The following is a 7,071-nucleotide window of genomic DNA, read 5'->3' as shown; positions in this document are numbered from 1 at the left end:
ACACTCAAACACGCAAACACTCATTTGATGTTTTGTGTGTGCAGACACAGTGCCAGCAATCGCGTCGGTCCGAAGCCGTCAGGCTGCAAGGATTCGCGGAGACCTGTAGTTGGTCACGATCCGCCGTGCGGTCGCGTAGTCGGCGCGGCCGCCAATGGTGGGGAAGCGGCCGTACCTCGCTCGCGGTGATGCTTCAATCGGCAGGGCAATCGCATCGAAGGCGTGCCTTCGGGGGCCGCTACGTTTCTTACCTGGTCGACGACGCCACTCCAGCTCGGCTGTCCACCAGGCGAACAGCTCACGCTCCGTCACATGACGTAAAGCCCTGGCGGCTAGGACCCCCGAAACGCCGATTTGCTGCGCTGCCGTGTGAAGTTGGAGTCGACGGGTCTGGTCTGTGGATCGTGTTGTCGGGAGAAGGCGCAAACGCTGGAACACACGTTTCGCCGACGCCACCGTCCTGAGCGAGTAGCCGGTTGTCGCCGCAAGCTCGCTGTCATCTTGAATCCCGGAAATCAGGTGCAGGTGAATCCGGGCATAGGCCGGCCCTAGTCCGGGTGCGGGGGTCCAGAGGTCGTGAGCGTGGTGGGTCAGGAGAGCTTCGGACAGTGCGGGAGCCGGGGCGTGAATCACTTGTGTTGCACCTGTGCAGTACTCAGTGGGCGGTTGATTCAGTTTCCATGTTGCACCGGCGGTTCCCGACCCCGCCTGGACCTGACTGATCCACGCGGACGCCTCAAGCGCCCTTAACCTTCTGGAGACGGTCGAAGCGTCCAGACCAGTGGCCCGCGCTAGTCGCCGGCAGTCGATGTCCAGGGTGGTGGTCCGAGCAGTGCGAGCGAGCTGAACTAGCGCATGGAGTATCCGTTCGTCGCTCGGGCCACCTGGCCGTGCAAACTTCGCGGACGCTTTGCACAAGCACTCAGTGATCGTGTCCAACTCAGCGTCAAGCTCGTCCGGTCTTCTCACGTTTTCATCTACTGCAGGAGCGAAGACCGCAGCTGCGGAGATTGCGCGTTCCCACTGCTTGGCGAGGGTGAAGGCATGACCGGTGGTTTTGTCTTCGTGGAGGCGAATCAGCCCTGGTGCAGTCAGTGCAGACTCAACGTCTCTGAGGGAGCGCCCGGCACCTGCCATCCCGAGAAGGATGCTGAACGCGACCGCACTACGGTCACACCCCTCGCTGAGTGGGGTCGCCATGAGGAGCTTCGTCCGCGCTGACAGCGGACGTTTCGGACGATCCAGACGAGGACCATCCACGGTCTGGATCACCCGAACCGGCGTCGACCGAGTGCCCGCTTCAGATAGGGGAGTGGTGTACGGGTGACGTGCCAGAAGCCACCCCACCACCTCAGAGGACGTCCCCTTACGCAGGGCGGCGAGCGACGACGTGAGCGGGCGGCCGCGCAGACTCGGGAGTGCGTGCCCTCCAGCTCGGTGTGGAGCACCTGGTCCTCGTACTGCACCTGTAGTGGGGTTACACAGCGGGCTGACGTCGAGACTGGGGTAGTAAGGAGCCAGCGCATGAGCGAGCCCTTTAACGGCAGCGGGTTCAGCCGCGTCACTGAGAGCGACCCAGAGATGCTGTCCGCCAGTCGGTCCTGACGCGACGCGAAGGTGTCGTACTCCGAGTTCGGTCAGCTCGTGTGCGAGACGGTCTGCGTCTGCTAGTGCCACCTCCGGACCGTGCGCTCCGGTATCGAAATCGAATGCCAGCAGTTTGTATTGATGGTCCGAATCGGTCAGGTGAAGCGCCCATGGAACATTCGGCGGAGCCGTCGGGGCGAGCACTGTTGCGCTGTAGTCGTGGGTGCTGGTCGGGTCGACCCGGATGCGGGTCCGCGGCGACATCCACATTGCAGTCGCATACAGGTCTGTGAGGAGTGGATCCTCATGATCGACGACACGCAGATTGATCGTAGAAATTTCATCAGGGCATGAGCTACCCTGAGACATGTCTGGCAAGACAAGTCCCTTCGGGGAATAGCAGTACCGCTGAGAAACGAGCTGGTAACTCGAATCTCACCAACTTCGATGAACCCTCGGCCTACCCGCCGGGGGTTTTTCAATTCTCAGCTGATTAGCGGCACCACAGGGGATGTGGCGGTCGGTGAGTCAGACTTTGGTCAGGTCCGCTCACGGTCGCTTTATGCGGAGAGTGGCAACACCCCCTGATCTAGTTCACGAACGAGTTCCTTATGGCCGGTGTGCAGGCACAGCAGGTCGGAGACGTACTGGCTGACAGAGCTTGCGCCAGCGTCTAATGCACGCTGCTCCAGGTCTCTGTAAACCACAGCGGGGACACGACCGAGCCGGCCACGGGGCCCTTTGCTTGGATTTGCCATCGCAGTCTCCTGTCTCTTCGTTGGTGGACGCCCCCTCATCCTGGACCAGGTTCAGGTTCCGGAGTGGTTGCGACACGCCAAAGCTGTCCAATATTCCGTAGCTCACCTGGGGTAGTTCGGGACGTTAGGGACTACTCACCCTGCTCGAAGCATGAGAGTGTGGGCAGCCTGCTTACGGCCCTTTGGCCTCAAGTTTGCGACCGGGTCCGGATCGGGAGTAGCGAGCGGAACCAGCTATCGCCATTCTTGCACAGGATTTGGCTTTAGTTTGTCTGTGTCTTTGCTTCACGGCTTTGGGTGACCGGTTCATTTTGTCCGGGTTTAAGCTGTGGTCTTGGCTTGGCAGCGGGAAAGGGCCAGCTATTGGAGGTGGTGGATGTGTTTTCACAATTCACGCGCAGGGGGCGCGTCCAGGACGTGTTGTCGCAAATCCCTCTCAGCGCGCCGTGGACAGTGGGCGAGTTTCTGGACTGGATGTCCGAGCACGCCCAGAGTGAAGTCGTGCTCTCGCCGTGGAGTGGCCCACGTACGGAGTCCGGGGGCCGATGTGGACTACTGCTGGGCTCACCTGAGCGACTCATCATCAAATACGACCTGGACCACTCCGTACGGCATCAGCGGCAGCAGATATTCCACGAATGTGCGCACATTCTCTGCCAGCACGAGGGTGAGCCGTTCTGCCCGACCGAAAGCGTCCTGACCCAGGGGATCGATGTCAGATCCATTGAGTGGATGATGCGGCGTGACACTTTCGACACGCCTACGGAAAAAGAAGCCGAGGTCGTCGGAACGCAGTTGGCGATCCGTAGTAGAGGCCCGGTCGACGATTCCAGCCTCGGGGCGCTGCATCGCATCGCCGGCACCTTCGGACCTGAGGCGTGAGCGCGCAGCTCAGTCGCGAGGCCACAGCGTCAATGCCGTACTGGATGACGCTTCCGATGATCACGATCCTCGCGATAATCATCGTCGCGCGGGTACTGCTGGTGTCGAAACGTCAACTCGACCGGAGCGTGACCCAAATTCTGATTTGGTGGCTCTGTGCGGCCGTCCTGCGCGAGTCTTGGTTTCAGAAGGCGGTCATTTCCCACAGTGACCTGACGTTGTCGGATATCCGGCTCGTCACCCACGCATCGGTGATCGCTTCTTCGGTCGCGGTGTATCTCGTCGTACGTTCATGGAGCCTTCGACCAGTACAGACGCGTACTGTCATCCGGCTCTATTGCGCCGGTCTGGTGGCGGCCGTCGTCCTGGGGTTCCTCAGTGCCCCAGCTCGCGCCCAAGGCATTGCAGTCGAAGAGCTTCACTCTTGGCGGACCGCTGTCTACATGATCATCTACTCGGCGCCGATGCCGTTGGCGTTGTTCGCAGTCGTGAAATGGTGTGTACGGCTCTATCGCCGTCCCGAGTCCACGCGTTCCCTTCGCGGCTGGCTCGTTATCGTGATCGCTGCTTGCACCGTCTCGCTCTACGACCACCTTTCACGGATGGCGAATGGCATCATGCTGTCACTGAACTGGCACAACGCGCTCACTGAGCTGCGATCCCAGTCCAACGACATCCTGTTTTTGCCAGCTGCGACATCGATGGCGATCGTGCTGGCAATCCCTGCCATCGCAGAGGCCAAAGTTCGCCTGCGTTCGGATTCCTCGTCACGAGCAGTCCGGCGTCTGGAGGACATGTGGAACGACCTCGTGACCATGGAACCCAAGGTGTCCGTCGAGAGCGTCGGAGTGTTCCACAGCAGCATCGAACTTGAGCACCGGATGTTGATCGAGTGCGAGGACGCTCTGTTCCTCGTCCTGCCGTATATGAGCCCTGAGGCTCTATCTGGAGACGCCGCGACGGAGGACCGGGTTCAAGCCATAGCTGACGCGATGCGTCTGTACAAAGCCGGTGATAGTGACCGTGCGCCAGTGGCTCCGCCGGAGTGGCTGGTCGACGAAGAGGAAATGCTCCGTATCGCGGATGCATGGGCTCGAATGTAAGACAACTGGAGGGGACCTGTATGCCCAGTACGACGACGATCCCGCACCCGCCTCGTCGGGTGCCAATTCTGGGGGATGTTTTCGGAATCGATCCGGAGACTCCCAACCAGACCACGCTCGTTCGGTTCGAGGAGCTTGGACCGATTTATCGGCGATCGATTCTCGGTACCGACCTGACCTTTGTCGGTTCGCCGGATCTCGCCGCTGAGATATTCGACGAGTCGACGTGGGAAAAGTTCGTCGGCCGGCCGCTTGAGCAACTGCGCCCTCTGATCGGTGACGGCCTGTTCACGGCCTACAGCTGGGAGTCGAATTGGTCGAAGGCCCACGACGTTCTGATGCCGGCCTTCACAAAGGAGTCGATGGTCAGTTACCACGACACGATGGTCGCTGTCACTGACGAACTCTGTGCCCATCTCTCGTCTCAGGAGGGGGCACCGGTTCCGGTCGTTGACGCAATGGGAGGACTGACGCTGGAAGTCATCGGACGGTGCGGTTTCGGCTACTCGTTCGATTCGTTCCACCACTCGGACCATCCGTTCGTTGCAGCGTTGACGCGGTCGCTCACGTACGCCCAAAAGAGCGGGATACCGATTCCATTCATCGGCAAGTTGCTTCGTCGCACCGAGGAGAAGCAGAACACTGCTGATCGGGCGCTCCTCGTCGAGACTGTGGACGGAGTGATTGCTGAGCGGCAGCGAACGGGGGAGCGCCGCAACGATCTGCTGGATCGGATGTTGCATCCCGAGGGGGATGTGACGCTCGATCCGGAGAACATCCGAAATCAGGTGTTGACGTTCCTGATCGCCGGTCATGAGACCTCGGTGAACTCGCTGAGCTTCGCATTTCACTTCCTGGCCCAGCATCCTGATGTCGCGGAGAAAGTTCGCGCCGAAGCGTCGCAGGTATTCGGTGAGAGTGTCCCGAAGTACGAGGATGTTGCGCGGCTTCGCTACACACGCCAAGTCATCTCGGAAGCGATGAGGATCTGGCCAGCGGCACCGGGATTCTTTCGCGCTGCGAAGCGGGACACCACGGTCGGGGAGTATGCCTTCGCGGAAGGTGAGTGGGCATTTGTCCTGCTCCTGGCCGTTCAACGGGATAAGAAGGCGTGGGGTGAAGACGCTGACCAGTTCAATCCAGATCGGTTCAGCCCCGAAAATGCCCGAGGCAGAGCGCCAGAACTTTTCAAGCCGTTCGGAACTGGCATCCGATCATGTATCGGTCGCCAATTCGCTTTGCACGAGATGGCGCTGGCGATCGCGACTGTTCTGACCCAGTTCTCTGTAACAGCGGAACCGGGCTATGAGCTCGAAGTCGAAGAAACCTTGACTCTTCGGCCGAAGAACCTGAAGTTGAGTTTTACGCCTCGTTGACTGCGGTCGCCGGAGCGGCGGTCATGGTGCTGACCTGCGCGATCAGTTCTTCGAAGTCTGCTCGTGTCAGGTCAGCACTGCGGGCAGCGAAGTGATTCAGCCCGCGGTCGCGGATGAGAATCCAAAGACGTAGGCGCTGGTCGATGTCGATGTCGATGTCGCCGCTCAAGCGCAGGTATTCCCGGTCGACACCGATCGTGTCGCAAATTGCGTCTGCCACGGGTACGGGCAGGTTCTCGATTTCGCCACTCTGAACGCCTTCGAGTAGCTCAAGGGGAACGATCTCCTTGACCTTCTGCCCGACGACTGTTGCCAGCGCCTGCAACGTCAAGGCGGGCTCGTCACGGTGGTGATAGAAGTCCAGGAGCCGAGCAAGCTTCTGTGCTGTTGTCGGTGCTAGGTGCTTCATCGAGTCTTCTCCTGACGTGATTGCCACTGGGCGATAAAGGATTGCTCGGTCGCTTCATCGATGTCCCCGGCATGTCCGGTTAGCCATCGCAGGTACTGAAGTTCTCGCGCATCTTGTGCGGTGGGTGGCTCTGCCGCTCGGTTGAGATAGTCGCCAATTAGCATTTCGACCATCGGCTCTACCTGAATTGGCCCTGGCGGCGCTGTCTTGGACTCGACCTGGGCAATGAGCCAAGCTCGCAGTATCCGGTCGACGACAAGATCCAACTCACTGTTGATAGATCGCAGTTTGTCAGCTGTCGTTACGTCCGTCGTTGATTCGTATAGCTTCTCGTAGCGCTTGGCGATCTCGGAGATCGAGATGACGACGCTCAAAGGCAGCGTCACGGAGTCTTCGTTCGCGTCGACAACGCGTGCCACCGGCCTTGATCCCGGGACATCTTCTAGTGGAACTGGGTTGTCCCCGATGAAAGCTCGTGCGGCGGACCCTTCTGTCCACCGCAATCCTGCATCCAGTTTCTTGAACGTATTGACACTCGGTTGTTCGACCTGCGCTCGCTCAATTTTGCCCGTTGTCACATCTGACGGACCGCCGGCGGCCTGTAGTTGATCCAAGGTCAAGTTGAGCCAAGCCCGACGCTCCGAGACTATGCGCGCAAAACGCTGCCGAAGCTCACTCATTGTCAACACCTTACCGGCGACATGTTCCAGGAACACATCACGGGACAGGGAACTAGCTGGGGTTTCGCGCTCAAACGGCAGCACCGCTACGGTCACCTCCCATCACTCACCTTCGTGCTCTTTTTGCTTGGTTTTTGCTTCGACTCAGTATATAGTTTGCCATGTATTGGCGAACACCGATTCGGGATTTGACCGTACCGGGTGCGTCGTAGGCAAGAGACGGGGGTCGGGGAGCAGATTCTCGAAATCCGGCGCTAAGGATTTACGGCAGATAGT

The 7,071-nt window shown here is 59.7% G+C and carries 6 protein-coding genes; 3 read left to right on the top strand and 3 right to left on the bottom strand.

The window, feature by feature from the left end; all coding sequences use genetic code 11:
* Window positions 1-78 precede the first annotated feature (78 nt).
* Window positions 79-1,851 carry an AsnC family protein gene (locus tag M1L53_RS30090; RefSeq protein ID WP_261949424.1) on the bottom strand — a complete coding sequence of 591 codons (1,773 nt, stop codon included), beginning with the start codon at window positions 1,849-1,851 and terminating at the stop codon, window positions 79-81.
* An 872-nt stretch (window positions 1,852-2,723) separates the two neighbouring features.
* Between M1L53_RS30090 and M1L53_RS30085 the strand changes: the two genes are divergently transcribed.
* The 3 genes from M1L53_RS30085 to M1L53_RS30075 are packed head-to-tail and all read left to right on the top strand — an operon-like array spanning window position 2,724 to window position 5,706.
* Window positions 2,724-3,227: an ImmA/IrrE family metallo-endopeptidase gene (locus M1L53_RS30085; RefSeq protein ID WP_030537276.1), complete on the top strand. Its 504-nt coding sequence runs from the start codon at window positions 2,724-2,726 to the stop codon at window positions 3,225-3,227.
* On the top strand, window positions 3,224-4,330 hold the full coding sequence (locus tag M1L53_RS30080) for a DUF6545 domain-containing protein (protein WP_073513114.1): 1,107 nt from the start codon (window positions 3,224-3,226) through the stop codon (window positions 4,328-4,330). The genes M1L53_RS30085 and M1L53_RS30080 overlap by 4 nt, the downstream gene beginning before the upstream one ends.
* Window positions 4,331-4,350: 20 nt before the next feature.
* Window positions 4,351-5,706: a cytochrome P450 gene (locus M1L53_RS30075; protein WP_142006783.1), complete on the top strand. Its 1,356-nt coding sequence runs from the start codon at window positions 4,351-4,353 to the stop codon at window positions 5,704-5,706.
* Here M1L53_RS30075 and M1L53_RS30070 read toward each other — a convergent pair.
* A complete protein-coding gene (locus M1L53_RS30070) occupies window positions 5,693-6,115 on the bottom strand; it encodes a hypothetical protein (RefSeq protein ID WP_030537273.1) in 423 nt (140 codons plus the stop codon). The two genes, M1L53_RS30075 and M1L53_RS30070, sit on opposite strands and share 14 nt — an antisense overlap.
* Window positions 6,112-6,891: a hypothetical protein gene (locus M1L53_RS30065; RefSeq protein WP_142006782.1), complete on the bottom strand. Its 780-nt coding sequence runs from the start codon at window positions 6,889-6,891 to the stop codon at window positions 6,112-6,114. The genes M1L53_RS30070 and M1L53_RS30065 overlap by 4 nt, the downstream gene beginning before the upstream one ends.
* Window positions 6,892-7,071 lie beyond the last annotated feature (180 nt).

The organism is Rhodococcus sp. T9N, from assembly GCF_024436645.1.
GTDB lineage: Bacteria > Actinomycetota > Actinomycetes > Mycobacteriales > Mycobacteriaceae > Rhodococcus_F > Rhodococcus_F qingshengii.
Note: the sequence above shows the minus strand (reverse complement) of the source record. Positions and strands in the feature narration are given on the sequence as shown.